The organism is Klebsiella sp. TF21-TM (genome assembly GCF_019753495.1).
Classification (GTDB): domain Bacteria; phylum Pseudomonadota; class Gammaproteobacteria; order Enterobacterales; family Enterobacteriaceae; genus Klebsiella; species Klebsiella quasipneumoniae.
Genome location: NZ_JAIJYL010000006.1, coordinates 183,091 through 201,936 on the forward strand (window position 1 = coordinate 183,091; position 18,846 = coordinate 201,936).

The 18,846-nt window shown below is 62.3% G+C and carries 17 protein-coding genes and 1 pseudogene; 13 read left to right on the top strand and 5 right to left on the bottom strand.

Features of this window, described 5'->3' with window-relative positions; genetic code table 11:
- The first annotated feature begins 62 nt into the window (after positions 1 to 62).
- Positions 63 to 905, top strand: coding sequence for a helix-turn-helix transcriptional regulator (locus tag K5R89_RS08485; protein ID WP_101991859.1), 843 nt, complete (start codon positions 63 to 65; stop codon positions 903 to 905).
- On the opposite strand, the pseudogene K5R89_RS08490 reads toward K5R89_RS08485, so the two are convergent.
- Positions 872 to 3,193 (bottom strand): annotated as a pseudogene (locus K5R89_RS08490) (helix-turn-helix domain-containing protein). The gene K5R89_RS08485 and the pseudogene K5R89_RS08490 sit on opposite strands and share 34 nt — an antisense overlap.
- Before the next feature lie 171 nt (positions 3,194 to 3,364).
- Between K5R89_RS08490 and K5R89_RS08495 the strand changes: the two are divergent.
- Both K5R89_RS08495 and K5R89_RS08500 read left to right on the top strand, forming a co-directional pair.
- Entirely contained in the window at positions 3,365 to 4,534 is a 1,170-nt protein-coding gene (locus K5R89_RS08495; protein ID WP_023289354.1) for a M20 aminoacylase family protein, read from the top strand.
- A gap of 25 nt (positions 4,535 to 4,559) precedes the next feature.
- Positions 4,560 to 5,951 carry an MFS transporter gene (locus K5R89_RS08500; RefSeq protein ID WP_050533916.1) on the top strand — a complete coding sequence of 464 codons (1,392 nt, stop codon included), beginning with the start codon at positions 4,560 to 4,562 and terminating at the stop codon, positions 5,949 to 5,951.
- Here the strand turns inward: K5R89_RS08500 and pspF are convergent.
- Positions 5,942 to 6,931: a phage shock protein operon transcriptional activator gene (gene pspF, locus K5R89_RS08505; RefSeq protein ID WP_072140441.1), complete on the bottom strand. Its 990-nt coding sequence runs from the start codon at positions 6,929 to 6,931 to the stop codon at positions 5,942 to 5,944. The two genes, K5R89_RS08500 and pspF, sit on opposite strands and share 10 nt — an antisense overlap.
- 152 nt (positions 6,932 to 7,083) lie before the next feature.
- Here pspF and pspA point away from each other — a divergent pair, with 152 nt between their 5' ends.
- From pspA to K5R89_RS08535, 6 genes are all read left to right on the top strand, one after another.
- Entirely contained in the window at positions 7,084 to 7,752 is a 669-nt protein-coding gene (gene pspA / locus K5R89_RS08510) for a phage shock protein PspA (RefSeq protein ID WP_004203910.1), read from the top strand.
- Positions 7,753 to 7,807: 55 nt separating this feature from the next.
- Positions 7,808 to 8,032 carry an envelope stress response membrane protein PspB gene (gene pspB / locus K5R89_RS08515; protein WP_023289357.1) on the top strand — a complete coding sequence of 75 codons (225 nt, stop codon included), beginning with the start codon at positions 7,808 to 7,810 and terminating at the stop codon, positions 8,030 to 8,032.
- Positions 8,032 to 8,391, top strand: coding sequence for an envelope stress response membrane protein PspC (pspC, locus tag K5R89_RS08520; RefSeq protein WP_004203911.1), 360 nt, complete (start codon positions 8,032 to 8,034; stop codon positions 8,389 to 8,391). The genes pspB and pspC overlap by 1 nt, the downstream gene beginning before the upstream one ends.
- A 28-nt stretch (positions 8,392 to 8,419) precedes the next feature.
- Positions 8,420 to 8,638, top strand: a complete 219-nt coding sequence (pspD, locus tag K5R89_RS08525; protein WP_002901915.1) for a phage shock protein PspD — start codon at positions 8,420 to 8,422, stop codon at positions 8,636 to 8,638.
- 102 nt (positions 8,639 to 8,740) lie between these two features.
- On the top strand, positions 8,741 to 10,138 hold the full coding sequence (locus K5R89_RS08530; protein ID WP_032452561.1) for a YcjX family protein: 1,398 nt from the start codon (positions 8,741 to 8,743) through the stop codon (positions 10,136 to 10,138).
- A complete protein-coding gene (locus tag K5R89_RS08535) occupies positions 10,135 to 11,196 on the top strand; it encodes a YcjF family protein (protein ID WP_217259117.1) in 1,062 nt (353 codons plus the stop codon). The genes K5R89_RS08530 and K5R89_RS08535 overlap by 4 nt, the downstream gene beginning before the upstream one ends.
- Positions 11,197 to 11,295: 99 nt before the next feature.
- Here the strand turns inward: K5R89_RS08535 and K5R89_RS08540 are convergent, their stop codons facing one another.
- Positions 11,296 to 12,165, bottom strand: a complete 870-nt coding sequence (locus K5R89_RS08540; RefSeq protein WP_223825673.1) for a LysR substrate-binding domain-containing protein — start codon at positions 12,163 to 12,165, stop codon at positions 11,296 to 11,298.
- Positions 12,166 to 12,308: 143 nt separating this feature from the next.
- On the opposite strand from K5R89_RS08540, the gene K5R89_RS08545 reads away from it, so the two are divergent.
- From K5R89_RS08545 to K5R89_RS08555, 3 genes are all read left to right on the top strand, one after another.
- Positions 12,309 to 13,622 carry a 6-phospho-beta-glucosidase gene (locus K5R89_RS08545; protein WP_048297344.1) on the top strand — a complete coding sequence of 438 codons (1,314 nt, stop codon included), beginning with the start codon at positions 12,309 to 12,311 and terminating at the stop codon, positions 13,620 to 13,622.
- Positions 13,623 to 13,794: 172 nt separating this feature from the next.
- Positions 13,795 to 15,336, top strand: a complete 1,542-nt coding sequence (tyrR, locus tag K5R89_RS08550) for a transcriptional regulator TyrR (RefSeq protein ID WP_023289362.1) — start codon at positions 13,795 to 13,797, stop codon at positions 15,334 to 15,336.
- A gap of 101 nt (positions 15,337 to 15,437) precedes the next feature.
- Entirely contained in the window at positions 15,438 to 16,490 is a 1,053-nt protein-coding gene (locus tag K5R89_RS08555; RefSeq protein WP_023289363.1) for an AbrB family transcriptional regulator, read from the top strand.
- Between the two features lie 70 nt (positions 16,491 to 16,560).
- On the opposite strand, the gene tpx is transcribed toward K5R89_RS08555, so the two are convergent.
- Positions 16,561 to 17,067 carry a thiol peroxidase gene (tpx, locus tag K5R89_RS08560; RefSeq protein ID WP_008805229.1) on the bottom strand — a complete coding sequence of 169 codons (507 nt, stop codon included), beginning with the start codon at positions 17,065 to 17,067 and terminating at the stop codon, positions 16,561 to 16,563.
- 102 nt (positions 17,068 to 17,169) lie between these two features.
- Between tpx and ycjG the strand changes: the two genes are divergently transcribed.
- Positions 17,170 to 18,135 (top strand): L-Ala-D/L-Glu epimerase, encoded by a 966-nt coding sequence (gene ycjG, locus K5R89_RS08565; protein ID WP_048297345.1) that lies wholly within the window; start codon positions 17,170 to 17,172, stop codon positions 18,133 to 18,135.
- On the opposite strand, the gene mpaA is transcribed toward ycjG, so the two are convergent.
- On the bottom strand, positions 18,132 to 18,839 hold the full coding sequence (mpaA, locus tag K5R89_RS08570) for a murein tripeptide amidase MpaA (protein ID WP_032452569.1): 708 nt from the start codon (positions 18,837 to 18,839) through the stop codon (positions 18,132 to 18,134). The genes ycjG and mpaA overlap by 4 nt on opposite strands.
- Positions 18,840 to 18,846: the final 7 nt, after the last annotated feature.

The following is an 18,846-nucleotide window of genomic DNA, read 5'->3' on the forward strand; positions in this document are numbered from 1 at the left end:
TACTGTAAAAGTAGAGACATTATCGGGGTATAAATTCTAACAGGCAGACTTACAGGCAGATGATGAACACTACTGACAATCATGCTTTAGGTGATTTTCTCCGCGCCAGGCGCCAGCGTCTCGACCCGGCAACGTTTGGCTTCCCGGCGGGACGCCGGCGCACGCCGGGCCTGCGCCGTGAAGAGGTCGCCCAGCTCGCCAGCATCAGCCCGACCTGGTATACCTGGCTTGAACAGGGGCGCGGCGGGGCGCCTTCCCGCGAGGTGCTGGAGCGGATCGCCCGCGGTCTTCGGCTGACCACCCCGGAGCGCGAACATCTGTTTATACTCGCCTTCGGCCATCCGCCGCAGACCCGTTTGACGATCACAGATGATATGACGCCGCGGCTGCAGCGGGTGCTCGATGCCTTCGCCATTCCGGCGATTATCCGTACCGCCAGCTGGGACGTGATCGCCTGGAACGCGGCGGCGGCCAGGGTGCTGACCGACTACGGCCAGCTGCCGCTGGCGGAGCGCAACGTGCTGCGCCGCCTGTTTACCCGGCCTGAGGCCCGCTGCACCCTGGAGGACTGGCAGACGGTGGGGCAGCTTATCGTTAACGCCTTTCGCGCCGACGTCACGCGGATGGGCGCCACGACGGAAACTGACCAGCTGATCGCGGAGCTCAGCCAGCAGAGCGTCGAATTCGCCCGTTTCTGGCAAAGCCACGACGTCGCCGGCCACGGCGAGGGCTATAAGCGCATTCACCACCCGCAGATGGGCCCGCTCGATCTGGAGTTCACCTCTTTTGCCGTGGAGGGCCGCCCCGATCTGTCGCTACTGGTTTTCAACCCGGCGACGACGGAGAGCCAGCGCAAAATTCACGGTTTGCTTCAGGCGTCGGGATCCTCATCGGGGGAGTACTGAGGGGTAAATTCGTACAGGGCCAGGGCGTTGCTCTCCAGCGAGTCGACCCGCAGCCAGTGGCCGTCGAGTCGGGCTTCCTCCACGCTGAGCGCCGGACGGGCCTGATGCATCAGCCACTGATAATCTTCGGCGTCGGGGCCGCTGCGGCTGCGAAAGGCGTCCACCAGCGGGAACAGCGCGCCGTGGTGCTGATCGAAGAGGTGCTGTTTGATGCGCCAGCGGCCCTTGAGCCCCTGCAGCCGCACACTGTACGGCTGGCTGAAGCGTTGAATAAAAGCCGCTTCGCTGGAGAGCCAGGGGTTGTAGACCACCGTATTGCGCAGCAGCAGCTGGTAGTGCCCCTGGTGATGGAGCAGCAGCAGGTTTTTGTCGTGAAACAGGATCTCGCCGCGCAGCCGTCGCCAGAGCCACAGCACCCAGTAAACCGGGCGCGGCAGCCCGTGCAGATAGTGCAGCGCCAGGCTGGAGGTATCCAGCTTGCCGTTGGCGCGGGCTTCGCCCTGGAGGCCGGAGTTTAACCAGAAGCCCGCCAGCCAGACCTGGTCCGCGACCCCCAGCAGATTATCCATCAACAGCGCGCCGCGAAAAAAGCGCCCGTTGGTGTCCCGCGTATCGCCGGTCAGCGTATTCCACGAGAGCAGCCATAGCGGCAGGTTAAGCTGCCGTTGACGCAGGGCGCTGTGGATCTGTCGCAGCTTATGCGCCGGATAGTGCTCGCTGGAGGCCAGACTGCTGCTGTCCGCCTGAGCCAGATCCAGCCGTTCGTTGGCATCCGCCTGGCAGGCGAGAAAATCGGCTTCCGCCAGCAGCGGCGAGTGGAACAGCGGATCGTCCCCGGGCGCGCTGGCGGCAAAGCGGTGCCAGATCCCCAACTGCGGCTGCGGCAGCAGACGGTGAAGAACCTCGCGCTGCTGCCGCCAGGCGGCCTGGCGGGCCGCTTCGCTGGCCTGCGGCGACCAGTGCCAGACAAAGCGCCAGCTGCTGAGCGTCGTCAGTGGAAAATGGTTGGCGGCGAGTTGCAGGAAGCGCTGCAGCAGATCGCTGCGGGTGGTGACCCCGGTATGCAGGATCACCTACCAGCCCATCGCCGCCAGCCAGCTGAAGATCTGCTGCAGGTTGTACCAGCAAGCGTAGCCAGCCATCTGCGGATCGTCCCAGCCGGTGCCGAACAGGCGGCTGCTGAGAAAGGCATCGTTGATATCAATGGCATACACCGGCAGGGCGCGGTGCAACTGCTCCAGTTCGCGGCGCACGTCCTCCCGCAGCAGATCGTCCAGCTCGCGCACGGTCACCACCATCCGGGTATGGCGCAGCACCGCGGCGCGCGCCGGTCGCTGGTGCAGGTTGATCTCCCGGGTTTGCGGCGGATTGATCAACAGCGGCTGACTCTCCCGGTCGCGTTGTTCCGGCTCATTAAGGCGGGCGTAGAGCCGGTCCAGGGCCACCGGCTGCCAGCGATCGCCCTGCGGCGGGCGCGGTCGGCCCGGCTCCCGGGGGGACCGCTCGCGATACTGGCGCGGCGTCACCCCATGGTGGCGCTTAAACAGGTCGCTCATCATCCGCGTGCTGGCGAACCCCTGCTCGCGGGCAATTTGCTGAACGGGTTTGCGGGTGGTTAACAGCTGATCGGCAGCGTGGCGCAGGCGCAGCGCGGTGAGGTACTGAACAAAACTGACGCCAACCTCCTTGTGAAACAGGCGTGACAGCCAGGCCTCGGAGACAAACTCGGCGGCCGCCACCTCCTGTAAAGAGAGACGGCGCTGATAGTTGGCGTCGATCCGCGCCACTACGCTGGCTATCCTCCGGCTCCATTTTTCAGCATCGCGCCGTGGCGTGAAGGCAATGGGCTGGCTGAAGCGCGTGGCCAGCAGCAGCGCTATCTCACTCAGCCAACGGTTGGCCTCCAGCCGGTAATGGCCGGGATGATTGACCAGGCCGCTCACCAGCAGCTGGCGCATCAGGCGGCGCAGGCCGTCATCGGCATCGCGGGTGCGCGGCGATATCTGGTAGTCGACGGCAAAAAAGGCGTTGTCGAGGCGGGCCAGCCAGCTGGCGGAGAGGGTGAGGATCATCACCGCGTTGCCCCCGGCGCTGCGCAGGCTCCAGCGACGGTTGCGGTTAACGATCGCCAGCCCGTCGACGGCAAGCTGCTGCGGCGCACCTTCCGCCTCCGCCAGATTTACGCTCCCCTCCAGCACCCACAGCAGCGTCAGCAGATCGCTCTCCGGCTGGCTTAGCTGACGCACATCGCGCACGGTGACGCTAAAGTCGCCTGAATGCTGCTCCACATGGTTCTCCTCTGTAGACAAAAAGCAACCGGTTGTTTTTTGTCATAACCGATATGTATGAAAAACACTCATTCATTTCTCGTCAATATAAAACAAAAAAGCGCGCCTGAAAGCTGTTTCACCCGCATAAACTCGAAAGTGTCGTGCAAACACAACACAGGAATAACAAAAATGACACATCCGTTGCTTGAAGCCTTGCAGGTCAACGAGGCGCAATTTATTGCCTTACGTCGCCGGTTCCACCAGCAGCCGGAGATCGGCTTTGAAGAGCATCAGACCAGCAGCGAGGTCGCCCGACTGCTTGGCGAATGGGGATACGAGGTTCATCGCGGCCTGGCGGGCACCGGGGTGGTGGGTACGCTGCGCGTCGGCCAAGGAAAAAAACGCCTCGGCCTGCGGGCGGATATGGATGCCCTGCCGATGCAGGAGCGGAGCGGGAAGCCGTGGGCAAGCCAGGTTGACGGACGCTTTCACGGCTGCGGCCATGACGGGCACACCACCACGCTGCTCTACGCGGCTGAATATCTGGCGCGCACCCGCCAGTTTAACGGGACGCTGCAGCTGATTTTCCAGCCCGCGGAAGAGTTGCTGTACGGCGGGCGGGTGATGGTCGAGGACGGTCTGTTTGACCAGTTCCCCTGCGACGCCATCTTCGGCCTGCACAATATGCCGGGTCAGCCGCTGGGTAAAATTGGTCTGCGCGACGGGGCGATGATGGCCTCCTCCGATACGCTGCATATTGAAGTGAAGGGCGTTGGCGGCCACGGCGCGGTACCGGAGCATACGGTGGATGCCACGCTGGTGGCCTGCCATATTACCCTCGCGCTGCAGTCCATCGTCTCGCGCAATATCACCCCGTTTGAGCCAGCGGTCGTGACCGTCGGCAGCATCCAGGCCGGACATGCGCCCAATATCATTAACGATCATGTGTTGATGAAGCTCACGGTGCGCACCCTCAATGAGCAGGTACGCGAGACCGTGCTGCAGCGGATCCATGATATTGCCGTGGCTCAGGCGGAGAGCTTTAACGCCACGGCTACGCTGACCCACGTCAACGGCAGCCCGGTATTACGTAACGATCCGGCGGCCAACGCCATGGTGCGGGAGGTGGCCACAGCGCTGTTTGGCGCAGAGCAGGTGGGCGAGGTGAAGCCGTTTATGGGCAGTGAAGATTTCGCCTTCATGCTGGAGCAGCACCCCCACGGCAGTTATTTCACTATCGGCGCTGGCGACGAGCCGGATCGCTGCATGGTGCATAACCCGGGCTATGACTTCAACGACGCGCTGTTGCTTAGCGGCGCGGCGCTGTGGTGCGGCCTGACGGAACACTATCTGCGTTAATCACCGGAAACGGGAGGGCCATGCAATGAGCACTGTCACCGTAAGCGACACCCCCTATGTCGGCAGCGATCGTCTGCTGGTGGGGATTGTGCTGAGCGTTTTAACCTTCTGGCTGTTTGCCCAGTCGGTGATTAACGTCGTGCCGGCGATGAAAAGCAGTCTTGATATTTCTCTTGAGACCTTAACCCTGGCCGTCAGCCTCAGCGCGCTGTTCAGCGGCTGTTTCGTGGTGGCCAGCGGCGGCCTGGCGGACAAGTTTGGCCGCATGCGAATGACCACCCTCGGGCTGGGGCTGAGCATCGCCGGCAGCGCCATGCTGGTACTGGCCCAAGGGCCGGGGCTGTTCCTCGCCGGCCGGGTGCTGCAGGGGCTGTCGGCGGCGTGCATTATGCCGGCGACGCTGGCGCTGATTAAGACCTGGTACCAGGGGCGCGCGCGTCAGCGGGCGGTCAGCTTCTGGGTCATCGGCTCGTGGGGCGGCAGCGGCCTGTGCTCCTTCGTCGGCGGAGCTATCGCCACCGGCCTGGGCTGGCGCTGGATCTTTGTCTTTTCCATCGCCGTTGCCCTGGCGGCGCTGGCGTTACTGCGCGGCACGCCGGAGAGCCGCAGCGCCAGCGCCAGCCAGCAGAAGCTGGACGTTGGCGGCCTGCTGAGCCTTATCGCCGGGCTGGTGCTGGTGAATCTGTTTATCAGCAAAGGCCACGGCTGGGGCTGGAGCAGTCCGCTGTCGTTGAGCATGCTGGCGGGGGCGCTGATCGCTGGCGCGGTGTTTATTCGCAGCGGGCTGCGCAAAGGCGAGGCGGCGCTGATCGATTTTGCGCTGTTTCGCAACCGGGCGTACGGCGCGGCGGTGCTGTCGAACTTTCTGCTCAACGGGGCGATTGGCACCATGATGATCGCCAGCATCTGGCTGCAGCAGGGGCACCACCTGACGCCGCTGGAGAGTGGAATGATGACCCTCGGCTATCTGGTTACCGTACTGGCGATGATCCGGGTCGGCGAGAAGCTGCTGCAGCGCTACGGCGCCCGGCTGCCGATGATGGCCGGCCCGGTGCTGACCGCCATCGCCATCGGCCTGATATCCTGCACCTTTCTCGATAAGGCGCTCTATATCGGCGTGGTGTTCGGCAGCAATGTGCTGTTCGGCCTCGGGCTGGGCTGCTACGCCACGCCGTCAACGGATACGGCGGTGGCCAACGCGCCGGAGAACAAAATTGGCGTCGCCTCGGGGATCTACAAGATGGGCAGCTCGCTGGGCGGGGCGATGGGGATTGCCGTGACGGCGTCACTTTTCGCGCTGTTTTTGCCGCTCGGTATGGCCCATGCCGCCCAGTATGCCCTGTGGTTCAACGCCGCCTTATGCCTGGGGGCGATGGCGGTAAGCGCGCTGCTGCTGCCGCGCGCCTCTCACAGCTGATGCTTTTTCAGCAGCGCGCGGAGCTGATGATAGGTTAAGCCCAACAGCTCCGCCGCCTGCTTCTGATGATACTTCGCCTGCTGCAGACTCCGCTGCAGCAGGCGTTTTTCCTGCTGTAGCTGAAAATCGCGGAGATCCAGCGGCAGGGCGGGCAGTTCGTCCCCGGACGCGGCCTCCGGCACGGAGGCGGCGGTCTGACGGAAAGGGTTGAGGATAATGGCGTCCAGTTCATGCTCGCTGTCGCCGTGGCGATAGACCGAGCGCTCGACGACGTTCTTCAGTTCACGAATATTTCCCGGCCAGCGGTAGCCGAGCAGCGTGGCGGTGGCTCGTTCGCTGAAGCCGGGAAACAGCGGCAGACCGAGCTCGCGGCACATCTGAATGGCAAACTGGTTGGCGAGCAGCATGATGTCGCTCTGCCGTTCGCGCAGCGGCGGGAGCTGCACCACGTCGAAGGCCAGACGGTCGAGCAGGTCGGCGCGGAAATGGCCTTCCTCCACCATCCGCGGCAGGTCGGCGTTGGTGGCGCACACCAGCCGGACGTTGACCTGCAGCGGCTGGCTGCCGCCCACGCGCTCCAGTTCGCCATATTCAATCACTCTTAACAGCTTCTCCTGCACCAGCATCGGGGCCGTCGCCAGCTCATCGAGAAACAGCGTCCCGCCGTCGGCGCGCTCGAAGCGTCCGGGATGGCGCTTGCTGGCGCCGGTGAAGGCCCCGGCTTCGTGGCCAAACAGCTCCGAATCGAGCAGGTTATCATTCAGCGCCGCGCAGTTCAGCGAGATAAACGGCCCCTGCCAGCGGGCGGAGAGGTAGTGCAGACGGTTGGCGATAAGCTCTTTCCCGGTACCGCGCTCGCCGATGACCAGCACCGGTTTGTCCAGCGGAGCCAGCCGGGAAACCTGTTCCAGCACCTCGAGAAAGCTGTTGGCCTCGCCCAGCAAATTATCCTTGTACTGCGCCATGATGAATTTCGCCATTAAGTAGTGTGATTAACCAGGTGACTGTAGCAATGCCCTGCCTGTTTCGCAACCACTCTGTTTAAAATCAATAAGATAAAAAGTTGGCACGCCATTTGTATTAGCTAAGCCACAGGTGAATGCCTGCAACCAGAACTATGAGGACTGAAATTATGGGTATTTTTTCTCGTTTTGCCGACATCGTGAACGCCAACATCAACTCCCTGCTGGAGAAAGCCGAGGACCCGCAAAAGCTGGTGCGTCTGATGATCCAGGAGATGGAAGACACGCTGGTTGAGGTACGTTCCACGTCGGCCCGCGCGCTGGCGGAAAAGAAACAGCTGACCCGTCGTATTGAGCAGGCGGTCGCCCAGCAGGCGGAATGGCAGGAAAAGGCCGAGCTGGCCCTGCGCAAAGAGAAAGAGGATCTGGCCCGGGCGGCGCTGATCGAAAAACAGAAGCTGACCGACCTTATTGCTCAGCTGGACCACGAAGTGCAGCTGGTGGATGAAACGCTGGCGCGCATGAAGAAAGAGATTGGCGAGCTGGAGAACAAACTCAGCGAAACCCGCGCTCGTCAGCAGGCGCTGGCGCTGCGTCATCAGGCGGCGAGTTCGTCCCGCGATGTGCGTCGCCAGCTGGACAGCGGTAAACTGGATGAGGCGATGGCGCGCTTTGAATCCTTTGAACGTCGCATCGATCAGATGGAAGCGGAAGCGGAGAGTCACCGCTTTGGCAAGCAGCAGACGCTGGATCAGCAGTTTGCCGAACTGAAAGCGGACGATGAAATCAGCGAGCAGCTGGCGGCATTGAAAGCCAAAATGAATCAGTCCAACCAGTAAGTACGATTGCGCGGCGCGGCGTTGCGCCGCGGCTCACCCCCTGTAAGGAGTACACATGAGCATGCTTTTTCTCGCCATTCCGTTGACGCTGTTTGTGCTGTTTGTTCTGCCGGTCTGGCTGTGGCTGCACTACAACAATCGCGGCGCCAACGGGACGCTGACGCAAAATGAGCAGCAACGGCTGCTGCAGTTGACCGATGACGCGAAGCGGATGCGCGAGCGCATTCAGGCGCTGGAAGCGATCCTGGATGCCGAACATCCGAACTGGAGAGACAAATAATGGCTGGACTGGATCTGAATAAAAAATTGTGGCGTATCCCGCAGCGCGGGATGGTCAAGGGCGTCTGCGCGGGTATTGCTCAGCATCTTGATGTCCCGGTGAAGCTGGTGCGCCTGATTACCGTGCTGGCGATGATTTTTGGCCTCTTTTTCTTCGTCCTGGTGGCCTACATCATTCTGACCTTCGCCCTGGACCCGATGCCGGACAGTGAGCTTTACGGCCACAAAGCGCCGAGCAATGGCGATCTGCTGGCCGCCGTGGATGCCGAACTGGCCTCCGGCGAACAGCGTCTGCGTGAGATGGAACGGTACGTCACCTCCGACACCTTCACGCTGCGCAGCCGCTTTCGTCAGCTGTAAATCCTGTTGTTAACGAGTGAGGCAACGCATGAATAGCAAATGGCAACGCGCCGGGCAGCAGGTTAAGCCCGGCCTGAAAATCGTCGGTAAGCTGGCGCTGCTGACCGCGCTGCGTTATGGCCCGGCGGGCGTTGCCGGCTGGGCGGTCAAATCGGTCGCGCGACGGCCGCTGAAAATGCTGCTGGCGGTGGCGCTGGAGCCGCTGCTCAGCCGGCTGGCCAACCGCGTCACGCGCGGGATGAAATAACGCCGCCGTGGGGAAGGCGCAAAAGGATTAACGTTCTCCTGCTTATCCCCGGCAGATAGCTTATGATGACGAGACACACCTTCAGGGCATAACGGACTGGCGATGAAGCGACTGAAAACTGAATTGAATGCGCTGGTCAACCGCGGGGTTGACCGGCATTTACGGCTGGCGGTGACCGGCCTGAGCCGCAGCGGCAAAACGGCGTTTATCACCGCGCTGGTCAACCAACTGCTGAATATTCACACCGGCGCCCGCCTGCCGCTGCTGAGCGCTGCGCGCGAAGAGCGACTGCTCGGCGTCAAGCGCGTACCGCAGCGGGACTTCGGCATTCCGCGATTCACCTACGATGAAGGGCTGGCCCAGCTGTACGGCCAGCCCCCCATGTGGCCAACCCCGACGCGCGGCGTTAGCGAGATCCGTCTCGCGCTGCGCTACCGTTCCAACGACTCCCTGCTGCGCCATTTTAAAGACACCTCCACGCTGTATCTGGAGATCGTCGACTATCCGGGCGAGTGGCTGCTCGATCTGCCGATGCTGGCGCAGGATTATCTGAGCTGGTCGCGGCAGATGACCGGACTCCTGCAGGGACAGCGTGCGGAGTGGTCGACCCGCTGGCGGCAGTTGTGCGCCGGGCTGGATCCGCTGGCCCCTGCCGACGAGGCACGGCTTGCCGAGATCGCCGCCGCCTGGACGGATTATCTACACGCCTGTAAGCGTGAAGGGCTGCACTTTATCCAGCCCGGACGCTTTGTCCTGCCCGGCGAAATGGCCGGCGCGCCGGCACTACAGTTTTTCCCATGGCCTGACGTCGATGCCGTCGGCGAAGCCAAGCTGGCGCAGGCCGATAAACACAGCAACGCCGGCATGCTGCGCGAACGCTACAAGTACTACTGCGAAAAGGTGGTGAAGGGGTTCTACAAAGAGCACTTCCTGCGCTTCGACCGACAGATTGTGCTGGTGGACTGCCTGCAGCCGCTGAACAGCGGGCCGCAGGCGTTTAACGATATGCGCCTGGCGCTGACCCAGCTGATGCAAAGCTTCCATTACGGGCAGCGCACCCTGTTCCGCCGGCTGTTTTCGCCGGTCATCGACAAGCTGCTGTTCGCCGCCACCAAAGCCGACCACGTCACGGTGGATCAGCACAGCAATATGGTGTCGCTCCTGCAGCAGCTGATCCAGGACGCGTGGCAGAATGCCGCCTTCGAGGGGATCAGTATGGATTGCCTGGGGCTGGCGTCCATTCAGGCGACCCAGAGCGGGCTGATTGAGCTGAACGGCGAGAAAATCCCCGCCCTGCGCGGCAATCGGCTGAGCGACGGCCAGCCGTTGACCATCTATCCCGGCGAGGTGCCGGCGCGCCTGCCGGGGCAGGCCTTCTGGCAGCAGCAGGGATTTCAGTTTGAAAACTTTCGTCCGCAGGTCATGGATGTCGATCGGCCCTTGCCGCACATTCGCCTCGACGCGGCGCTGGAATTTTTGATTGGAGATAAACTGCGATGAGCGAACCGTTAAAACCGCGGATTGATTTTGATGGCCCGCTGCAGGCGAAAAAAACGCCGCCGCTGAAAAGCGCCCGCGCCTTCGACCGACGGGAAGCCGACAACTTCGCGCCGGCGCTTCTGGTGACCGGCGAAGAGGAAGAGGGGGCGGCAGAGGCGGTGGTGGAATCGGTGCTGCGGCCGAAACGCAGTCTGTGGCGGCGGATGGTCAGCGCTGGCCTGGCGATCTTCGGCGTCAGCGTCGTGGCGCAAGGGGTGCAGTGGACCGCCAACGCCTGGCAGACGCAGGACTGGATTGCGCTGGGCGGCTGCGCTGCCGGGGCGCTGATCGTCGGCGCCGGCGTCGGATCGGTGGGCACCGAGTGGCGCCGCCTGTGGCGACTGCGCCAGCGCGCCCACGAACGCGATGAAGCCCGCGATATGCTGCACAGTCACGCGGTCGGCAAAGCGAAATCCTTCTGTGAGAAGCTGGCGCAGCAGGCGGGTCTGGATCAGTCGCATCCGGCGCTGCAGCGCTGGTATGCCGCCATCCACGAAACGCAAAGCGACCGGGAAGTGGTCAGCCTCTATGCCCAGCTGGTGCAGCCGGTGCTCGATGCCCAGGCGCGGCGGGAAATCAGCCGTTCGGCGGCGGAGTCGACGCTGATGATCGCCGTCAGTCCGCTGGCGCTGGTGGATATGGCGTTTATCGCCTGGCGCAATCTGCGGCTGATCAACCGAATTGCCACCCTGTACGGCATTGAGCTGGGGTATTACAGCCGCCTGCGTCTGTTTCGCCTGGTGCTGCTGAATATCGCTTTCGCCGGCGCCAGCGAACTGGTGCGCGAGGTGGGCATGGACTGGATGTCGCAGGATCTGGCGGCCCGGCTGTCGGCGCGCGCCGCGCAGGGCATCGGCGCCGGTCTGCTTACCGCCCGCCTTGGTATCAAGGCGATGGAGCTGTGCCGCCCGCTGCCGTGGATCGCCGATGATAAACCGCGGCTCGGCGATTTTCGTCGCGAGCTGATTGGGCAGCTGAAAGAGACCCTGCAGAAAAGCAAAACCAGTCCGGAGAAGTAACCTCCGCTCAGAGACATCGCCGGGCGGCGGTTTGGCCTTGCCCGGCCTGCGAGGTCGAGTCAAGGCTTGCGCACCTGCCGCGCCGCGGGCAATGTCCGGTCATACGCATTCCGCCGCCAGCCACTCGCTGAAGGCGCGAAAGCGCGGGCGCGAGCGGTTCTCCTGCGGACAAATCAGATCATAGCCAAAGGGAGATTCCGCCTCGTCTTCGGACAAGGCTACCAGTCTCCCGGTGGCGAGCAGCGGCTGGATCAGCGTTTTACGCCCCATCACGACCCCGAGTCCATTCAGCGCCATCTCAATGGCCAGCGAGTGGTTGTTCACCGCGTAATACCGGCCGTCAAAGGGTAACGCCTGTCCGCTTTGCTGGCACCACAGGCGCCATTCGGCAAACTGATCCTGCACGTCGGTGGATTCGCAGGCATGGATCCAGACGATCGCCGCCGCGTCACCGCCGCTCAGCGGGCGATACTGCCGGCGATACTCCGGAGAGCAGACCGGCAGCAAACTTTCCGCCATCAACCGTTGTTGATAAAGATCGGGATAGCGCGTGGCGCCGTAATAAATCGCGAGGTCCACCCGCTCCTCGTTAAAATCCATCACCCCGGCGCGGACGCGAAACTGTAGATTTAGTCCCGGCCACTGGGCCTGGAAGCGGGGCAGACGCGGCATCAGCCAAAGATGGGCCAGGGTCGGCGCAATACCAATATGCAGCGTGCCGCGCAGATCCTGTTCGCGAATATCCTCAATTTCATCGTTAATCGCCCGCAGCGAATGGCTCAACGTCGTCAGCAGGCGTTTGCCTTCCTCCGTCAGCGCCAGTTTACGCGTCATGCGAATAAACAGGCGAAACCCGATATGCATCTCCAGCTTGCGGATCCGATGGCTGACCGCCCCCTGGGTCAGGTTCATTTCATGCGCGGCGAGGGTAAAACTCAAATGGCGGGCGGTCACCTCAAAGGTCTGCAGCAGCGCAAGGATGCTTTGTTGTTCAAGCACAGGTTGTCTCCCTTATGCATTAATTTGCTTCATGCATAGACCGATTTAATTCGTTTGTTACGCCAGTTTGGCCGGTTTTAAATAGTTATATCGTAACTAAACCGAGGTATACCATGTCAGGACTCAAAATTGTGGTGATTGGCGGCGGCTCCAGCTACACCCCGGAACTGATTGAAGGTTTGCTTAACCGCTATCACGAGATGCCGGTCGCTTCGCTATGGTTGGTGGACATTGAAGAGGGCAGAGAGAAAGTCGAGATCATCGCCGGACTGGCGCGGCGAATGATCGCCAAAGCCGGGCTGATCATCGAGGTGGTGGCTACCCTGGATCGGGAGAGCGCCCTGCGCGATGCCGATTTCGTCTGCTCGCAGTTTCGCGCCGGCTGCCTTGACGCCCGCATCAGCGATGAACGTATTTCCCTCAAGTATGGCCTGATCGGCCAGGAGACCAACGGCCTTGGGGGCTTCGCCAATGCCTGCCGTACCATTCCCATCGCCCTGGCGATTGCTGCCGATATGGAACGACTCTGCCCTGACGCCTGGCTGCTGAACTTTACCAACCCGTCGGGGATGGTGACCGAAGCGATCCTGCGCCACAGTCGCATCAAAGCCGTCGGCCTGTGTAATGTGCCGGTGATTATGCAAAAAGGGGTGACCACCCTGCTGCAATGCGCTGACGAAAAGGAGGTAGTGATGCAGGTCGCCGGCCTGAACCACTTTATCTTCGTGCGCCAGATCCTGCACAAAGGAAAAGAGTGGCTGCCGGAGGTCATCGCCGAGATCAATGCCGGTCGGGATCCGCTGGTGCCGCGCAACATTCCGCCGTTCCGTTGGCCGTCACATCTCCTGCAGGGCTTAGGCATGATCCCCTGCGCCTATCTGCGTTATTACTACATGAAGGACGATCTGCTGCGTCAGGAGCTGGCGGAGGCGGGCGGCGAAGGGACCCGTGGCGAAGTGGTTAAGCAACTGGAAAAAACCTTGTTTGAACAGTACAGCGACCCGCACCTCGCGGTTAAACCGAAGGCGCTGGAGGGCCGTGGCGGTCAGTACTATTCCGAGGCGGCCTGCGAGCTGATGAATGCCATCTACAACGACAAGCGCATTATCATGCACGTCAACACGCGCAACAACGGCGCCATCAATGGCCTGCCGGATGACTGTGCGGTGGAGGTCAGCTCGCTGATCACCGCTTCCGGTCCGCTGCCCCTCAACGTGGCGCCGTTCCCTGACGATACCCTGCGTTTGCTGCAGCTGATGAAATCTTTCGAACAGCTGACCATCGAGGCCGCCATCACCGGCAACCGCCATACGGCGTGGCGCGCGCTGGTGCTGAATCCGCTGATTGTCAGCGGCGAGAAGCTCGAACAAGCGTTGGATGAAGTGATCGCCCATAACCGCCAGTGGCTGCCTGCCTTCCATGCTTAACCCCCAATTAACCGGCCGGATGGCCGGTTAATTGACCACTGACCGCCTGACTTTACGGCGCAACGCCCATTTTTCCGCCATGCTGTCAATAATTGTTGACAGTTAGCTTCCCGAAAGTCCATTCCTGGCCTATTATTCTCCGGTCATTGGCACTTTTAGGGTGAACACTCCCATGCGTCTTGAAGTCTTTTGTGAAGACCGCCTCGGTCTGACTCGTGAATTGCTCGATTTGCTGGTGCTGCGCGGCATTGATCTGCGTGGTATCGATATTGACCCTATTGGCCGTATCTACCTCAATTTTGCCGAACTGGAGTTCGCCACCTTCAGCAGCCTGATGGCGGAGATCCGCCGTATCGCAGGCGTGACAGACGTGCGCACCGTGCCGTGGATGCCATCCGAGCGTGAACATCTGGCGCTGAGCGCGCTGCTGGTGGCGATGCCGGAGCCGGTGCTGTCGCTGGATACCAAAGGCAGGGTCGAACTGGCCAACCCCGCCAGCTGCCTGCTGTTTGGCCAAAGCCAGGCGAAGCTGCGCAACCATCCGGTGGCGCAACTGATCGACGATTTTAACGTCCAGCGCTGGCTGGAAAGCAGCCCGCAGGAGACGCTGGCGGAGCATGTGGTGGTGAATGGGCAGAATTACCTGCTGGAAGTGACCCCGGTTTATCTGGAAGGGGAGCATAACGAGCGAGTGCTGACCGGCGCCGTGGCGATGCTGCGCTCAACCGTGCGCATGGGACGCCAGCTGCAGACCATGACCAGCCAGGACACCAGCGCCTTCAGCCAGATCCTCGCGGTGGGGCCGAAAATGCGCCACGTGGTGGAGCAAGCGCGTAAGCTGGCGATGCTCAGCGCGCCGCTGCTGATTGTCGGCGACACCGGCACGGGTAAAGATCTGCTGGCGCACGCCTGCCATCTGGCCAGTCCGCGGGCGGGCAAACCCTATCTGGCGCTCAACTGCGGCTCCATTCCCGAGGACGCCGTTGAGAGCGAGCTGTTCGGTGACGCGCTGCAGGGCAAAAAAGGCTTCTTCGAGCAAGCTAACGGCGGCTCGGTGCTGCTGGATGAAATTGGCGAGATGTCGCCGCGAATGCAGACCAAACTGCTGCGCTTCCTCAACGACGGCACCTTCCGCCGCGTCGGCGAGGATCATGAAGTGCACGTCGATGTGCGGGTGATCTGCGCGACGCAGAAAAACCTGGTCGAGCTGGTGCAGAAAGGGCTGTTCCGGGAAGATCTTTACTATCGCCTCAATGTCCTGACGCTGTATCTGCCGCCGCTGCGCGACTGCCCGCAGGACATTATGCCGCTGACGGAGCTGTTCGTGGCGCGCTTTGCCGATGAGCAGGGTATCCCCCGACCGAAGCTCTCCGCCGATCTCAGTACGGTGCTCACCCGCTACAGCTGGCCCGGCAACGTCCGCCAGCTGAAGAATGCGGTCTATCGCGCGCTAACCCAGCTGGAAGGATTCGAGCTGCGTCCGCAGGACATTTTGCTGCCGGACCACGACGTCGCCTCGCTGCCGGTGGGCGAGGAGGCCATGGAAGGATCGCTGGACGATATTACCCGCCGCTTTGAGCGCTCGGTATTGACCCAGCTCTATCGCAGCTACCCCAGCACCCGTAAGCTGGCGAAGCGGCTGGGGGTGTCGCATACCGCCATCGCCAATAAGCTGCGCGAATATGGTTTGAGTCAGAAAAAGGGCGACGAATAATCGCTGAACGCCGGCGACGCTCGTCGCCGGTATCCCGGCCTGCAAAGCGGGCTAAACCTGTATATACTGGTTTTTTAATCCTTTTTCCGGGGTGGTGCATATTGGCGTCGCGTCGCGCGATCGGGCAATGGCTGACATTGCTGCTGCTCTCAATTCTCTTTTCCTCGCTGCTGTTACGCATTCATCTGCCGGCAGCGCTGCTGCTGGGGCCGCTGATTGCCGGTCTCATTTTGAGCCTGCGCGGGGTGAAGCTGAGGATCCCCCGCGCCTGTTATCTGGCGGCGCAGGCTATCGTCGGCTGTATGATCGCCCGCGCCATTAACCCCTCCGTTTTTGGCGTGCTGTTCAACAACTGGGCGCTGGTGCTGGCGATCCTGTTAACGACCCTGGCGATCAGCGGCCTCACCGGCTGGCTGCTGGTCCGCTACAGCGCGCTGCCGGGCGCCACCGGCGCCTGGGGAAGCTCTCCCGGCGGGGCGTCGGCAATGGTAGTGATGGCTCAGGAGTACGGGGCTGATGTACGCCTGGTGGCGCTGATGCAGTATCTGCGAGTGCTGTTTGTCGTCGGCGCGGCGGCGCTGGTGGTGCGCTATGCCCTGGGCAACGAGGCGCAAACAATGAGCCAGGCTATCGTCTGGTTTCCACCGTTGACCCTTCATTTCCCTTTAACGCTGCTGCTGACAGCGGCGGGCTGCTGGCTGGGCGTGCGGCTGCGCATTCCTTCCGGCGCCATGCTGCTGCCGATGCTGCTCGGCGCGCTGGCCCAGGGGGGCGGCTGGGTGATGCTGGAGCTGCCGGAGTGGCTGCTGGCGATGGCCTACGCGGTGCTGGGCTGGACGGTGGGACTGCAGTTTAACAAGGCGGTGTTTCTGTTGGCCCTGAAGACGCTGCCGCAGATTATCGCCTCCATTCTTGGGCTGATCCTGATGTGCGCCCTGATGGCGCTCGGCCTGACCCACATTCTGCAGATGGATTTCATGACCGCCTATCTGGCCACCAGCCCTGGCGGACTCGACACGGTGGCGATTATCGCCGCCGGCACCCGGGCGGATATGTCGTTTATTATGGCGCTTCAGACGCTGCGGCTGTTTACCATCCTGCTGACCGGCCCGGCGATGGCGCGGGCTATTTCCCGCTATGCGCCGCGGCAATAAAAAGCCCCCGCAGAGCGAGGGCTGAGTACATAGCATGTCCGCAGGCGCGATGCCCCCGGGCAGTCTGTTATCAGGCTTTCAGGGCGGCCAGCGCGGCGTCGTAGTCCGGCTCTTCGGTGATTTCGTTCACCAGCTGGCTGTAGACAACCTGATCGTTTTCATCGATAACGACCACCGCGCGAGCGGCCAGGCCCGCCAGCGGACCGGCGGCGATGGCGACGCCGTAGTCAGCGAGGAACGAGGCGCCGCGCAGCGTGGAAAGGGTCACCACGTTGCTCAGGCCTTCCGCGCCGCAGAAGCGGGACTGGGCGAACGGCAGGTCAGCGGAAATGCACAGCACCACGGTGTTGTCCAGTTCAGCGGCCAGCTGATTGAATTTACGCACTGATGCGGCGCACACGCCGGTATCAATGCTCGGGAAAATATTCAGTACTTTACGTTTGCCGGCGTACTGGCTCAGCGCGACGTCAGAGAGATCTTTGGCGACCAGCGTAAACGGCTGCGCTTTAGCGCCTGCCTGCGGAATGGTGCCCTGAACAGAAACGGGGTTGCCCTGGAAATGCACGGTTTGTGACATGGTTATCTTCCTGTTTACATATAGTTAACGTCGCGAGTAGTGTATGACATCCGCCAGCTACACGGCAAACCCTATTTAACATTTACCAGAGAGGACAAGGGAATGCGCAACGTGCGAGTGTATGAGGAAGCCTGGCCGCTCCACACCCCCTTTGTGATCGCCCGCGGCAGCCGCAGCGAGGCAAAAGTGGTGGTGGTGGAACTGGAAGAGGACGGTGTGAAAGGGGTGGGGGAATGCACCCCGTATCCCCGCTATGGCGAGAGCATCGCTTCGGTCATGGCCCAGGTGATGGCGATCGGCGAGCAGCTGGAGGCGGGACTTACCCGCGAACAGCTGCAGCGGCTGCTGCCGGCAGGCGCCGCGCGCAATGCCATTGACTGCGCCCTGTGGGATCTGCAGGCGCGGCGCGAAGGCAAAACCTTGCCCCAGCTGCTGGGGGTGACGTTGCCAAACCGGGTGATCACCGCCCAGACGGTGGTCATTGGCACGGCGGATCAGATGGCGGCCAGCGCCGCGGCGCTGTGGCAGAAGGGCGCTCAGCTGTTGAAGGTGAAGCTCGACGACCGGCTGATCAGCGAGCGGTTAATCGCTATCCGTCAGGCGGCGCCGGAGGCTACGCTGATTGTCGACGCCAATGAATCCTGGCACAGCGAGGGGCTGGCGGCGCGCTGCCAGCTGCTGGCGGACCTCGGCGTGGCGATGCTTGAGCAGCCGCTCCCTGCCGACGCCGATGCGGCGCTGGAAAATTTCGTCCATCCGCTGCCGATTTGCGCCGACGAGAGCTGCCATACCCGGGAGAGCCTGCCCAGGCTGCGCGGACGCTATGAGATGGTCAATATCAAACTGGACAAAACGGGCGGCCTGACCGAAGCGCTGGCCCTCGCCGAGGAGGCAGAACGACAGGGCTTTGGACGGATGCTGGGCTGTATGCTCTGCACCTCGCGCGGGATCGCCGCCGCGCTACCCCTGGCGCCGCTGGCGCGCTTCGCCGACCTCGACGGCCCGACATGGCTGGCGGTGGACGTCGAGCCGGCGCTGCGGTTCAGCACCGGCGTGCTTCATCTTTAAGCCTGCCAGCGCAGCAGGTCGGTCATCGCCGGCAGGTAACGCTCGGTTGCCTCGTCGGCGGAGACCGGCGGGAACTCAGCGGTAATGCAGGGGAGTCCGATATCAGCGCACCAGCTGCCAAAGGAACCTGGGGTGTCGTAGCCCACGCTGCCGACCAGCGGTAGTGAGAAGGCGTCGGCCAGCCAGTGTCCCAGCGGGCTGTGTCCCGGGTCTTCGATGCAGGCCAGCGGATCGTGAAAGGAGACCACCCACGCCGGATGGATCTGATGGATCAACTGACACAGGGCCTGGGTCTCTCGCTCCGAGCCCGGCTGTTCGCCGGTCAATAACACCACGTCTCGTTCCGTCGCCGCGCTGTTCCAGCGGTACACCGTTTCCCCTTGTCTCCAGTTAGCGGCCGGAAAGTTACGGTTGAGGTCAACGCCGCGGGCGTTGGCGCGCAGCCCGAGCTGACAGCCGTCAGGATTGACCGTCAGCACCACGTGGTGGCGGCGCAGCTCCGGCTTCAGGGTGCGCAGGGCGCAGGAGAGGGTCACAATCGACGAATTCTCATCGCCGTGGGTGCCGGCAATAATCAGGCCGCTGCGGCTGTCGGCCATCGGCGCAGGAAACCACAGCAGCGGCGCGCCCAGTTCCGAGCTGCCGTACTGCCGGGTCCCCGGCGGAAAGTCGCCGCGCTGCGGGCGAGGACGTGAAATAGACATAGGGCTT

What these genes read in the sequence shown, in the direction of transcription:
- mpaA (WP_032452569.1), bottom strand. Translation starts at nt 18,839, where the DNA reads ATGTCTATTTCACGTCCTCGCCCGCAGCGCGGCGACTTTCCGCCGGGG.
- tpx (WP_008805229.1), bottom strand. Translation starts at nt 17,067, where the DNA reads ATGTCACAAACCGTGCATTTCCAGGGCAACCCCGTTTCTGTTCAGGGC.
- pspF (WP_072140441.1), bottom strand. Translation starts at nt 6,931, where the DNA reads ATGGCGAAATTCATCATGGCGCAGTACAAGGATAATTTGCTGGGCGAG.
- K5R89_RS08485 (WP_101991859.1), top strand. Translation starts at nt 63, where the DNA reads ATGAACACTACTGACAATCATGCTTTAGGTGATTTTCTCCGCGCCAGG.
- tyrR (WP_023289362.1), top strand. Translation starts at nt 13,795, where the DNA reads ATGCGTCTTGAAGTCTTTTGTGAAGACCGCCTCGGTCTGACTCGTGAA.
- pspA (WP_004203910.1), top strand. Translation starts at nt 7,084, where the DNA reads ATGGGTATTTTTTCTCGTTTTGCCGACATCGTGAACGCCAACATCAAC.
- K5R89_RS08495 (WP_023289354.1), top strand. Translation starts at nt 3,365, where the DNA reads ATGACACATCCGTTGCTTGAAGCCTTGCAGGTCAACGAGGCGCAATTT.
- pspB (WP_023289357.1), top strand. Translation starts at nt 7,808, where the DNA reads ATGAGCATGCTTTTTCTCGCCATTCCGTTGACGCTGTTTGTGCTGTTT.
- K5R89_RS08535 (WP_217259117.1), top strand. Translation starts at nt 10,135, where the DNA reads ATGAGCGAACCGTTAAAACCGCGGATTGATTTTGATGGCCCGCTGCAG.
- pspC (WP_004203911.1), top strand. Translation starts at nt 8,032, where the DNA reads ATGGCTGGACTGGATCTGAATAAAAAATTGTGGCGTATCCCGCAGCGC.
- K5R89_RS08500 (WP_050533916.1), top strand. Translation starts at nt 4,560, where the DNA reads ATGAGCACTGTCACCGTAAGCGACACCCCCTATGTCGGCAGCGATCGT.
- ycjG (WP_048297345.1), top strand. Translation starts at nt 17,170, where the DNA reads ATGCGCAACGTGCGAGTGTATGAGGAAGCCTGGCCGCTCCACACCCCC.
- K5R89_RS08545 (WP_048297344.1), top strand. Translation starts at nt 12,309, where the DNA reads ATGTCAGGACTCAAAATTGTGGTGATTGGCGGCGGCTCCAGCTACACC.
- pspD (WP_002901915.1), top strand. Translation starts at nt 8,420, where the DNA reads ATGAATAGCAAATGGCAACGCGCCGGGCAGCAGGTTAAGCCCGGCCTG.
- K5R89_RS08530 (WP_032452561.1), top strand. Translation starts at nt 8,741, where the DNA reads ATGAAGCGACTGAAAACTGAATTGAATGCGCTGGTCAACCGCGGGGTT.